The 1,548-nt window shown below is 56.9% G+C and carries 1 protein-coding gene; it reads right to left on the reverse strand.

What is annotated here, in order from left to right:
• Positions 1–79 precede the first annotated feature (79 nt).
• A complete protein-coding gene (locus MOV63_RS32380; RefSeq protein ID WP_247039831.1) occupies positions 80–1,462 on the reverse strand; it encodes a transposase in 1,383 nt (460 codons plus the stop codon).
• Between the last annotated feature and the right edge of the window lie 86 nt (positions 1,463–1,548).

Here is a 1,548-nt window from a genome sequence, read left to right on the forward strand (position 1 = left end):
GCCGATACCGTTGAAAAAGTCGCGTGCTGATCTTGCTAGAACGCTTCCGTTGTAGCGACATGCCGAGATGTATTTCCCGTCACGCCGGTTTTGGCGTTGGTTGCGGGATCAGCTTTGCGAGTTTCCGGAGGTTTTGGGCTGCGGCTGCCAGGTGGAATTCATCACGCGCTCCGTTCGGCCCTCTTAATCGCAGACGATCCAGTCTGAGGATGCGTTTGAGGTGGGCAAAAAGCATCTCGACCTTTTTCCTCTGATGCCTCGACGTAACATAGGCTTCGGTCTTGGCTATATCACGCGCCATGTCGCGAGCGCCCTCATGGATGGAGCGTGGTATCTTGCGCGCTGGAGCGTTCGGGCAGCATTGAGGTTTTAGGGCGCAGGCATCGCAATCGAGCTTACTGGCCCGATAACGTACCATGCCATCTTCATCGACGAGAGGACGCTCGTTCTTGTAGGTGATTTGTCGCAAGCGTAACTCCTTGCCGCCAGGGCAGGTATAGAGATCGCGCTTGTGGTCGTAAGCGAAGTCGGCACGTTCGAATGTGCCGTCACGCCGTTCGGACTTGTCGAAGACTGGAATATGCGGCTCTATCCCGCGCTCGTGCACCAGCCAGCCTAACATCTCTGCCGAACCATAAGCGCTGTCGGCGGCCAACCGTTCCGGATAGAGACCGAAGCTCTCCTGAGTGCGTTCAATCATGGTGCGTGCGGCACCGACTTCGGCCTGCCGGATCGCACGGCTCGCTTCGACATCAACGATGACGGCATTATCCAAATCGATCAGATAGTTGGTAGCATAAGCAAAGAAGGCGTGGCCTTTCATCGCTCCGGTCCATTGAGCCGCTGGGTCCGACCTCGATACGAACTTCGGCTTTGTTTCGCTGGCCGCACCCCATGCTGCGTCATCCAGCGTATCGAGATATTCCTGAACCGAGCGACGGGTCACTGCCATAGCTTCCCAGTCGACCGCCTCCGACCCCTCCGCCGAGCGCTGCTTGTTGGCATCCGCCTTGATCAGGCTCGCATCGACGGCGAAGCCTTCGCCACCGACAAGACCCTCTTCAATGCAACGCCTGACCGTCGTCTCGAACAGCTCGCGCAACAGGTCGCTATCCCGGAAACGACCATGCCGGTTCTTGGAGAAGGTCGAATGATCCGGGACATCGCCTTCAAGGCCGAGCCTGCAAAACCAGCGATAGGCGAGGTTCAGATGAACCTCTTCACACAGCCGACGCTCCGAGCGGATGCCGAAGCAGTAACCAACAATCAGCATCCGGATCATCAGGTCTGGATCAATCGAGGGCCGCCCGATCTCGCTGTAGAAAGGACGCAAGTGAGAACGAAGACCAGACAGATCAACGAAGCGGTCGATAGACCGAAGAAGATGGTTCGCCGGGACGTGACGCTCGATGCTGAACCCGTAAAACAGCGCTTCCTGCGCTACCATCCGTTCGCCCATCATCAGAAAATCCTCCTAAATCCCTAGAAGGAGTGAATCAGAACTTCGCACTGACAGCAACGCCGACTTTTTCAACGGTATCTGCCCAA

It is taken from the genome of Neorhizobium sp. SHOUNA12A (assembly GCF_023006505.1).
Taxonomy (GTDB): domain Bacteria; phylum Pseudomonadota; class Alphaproteobacteria; order Rhizobiales; family Rhizobiaceae; genus Neorhizobium.

Bases quoted from the DNA above. Each gene is read 5' to 3' on its own strand.
- MOV63_RS32380 (WP_247039831.1), bottom strand. From the start codon at position 1,462: ATGATGGGCGAACGGATGGTAGCGCAGGAAGCGCTGTTTTACGGGTTC.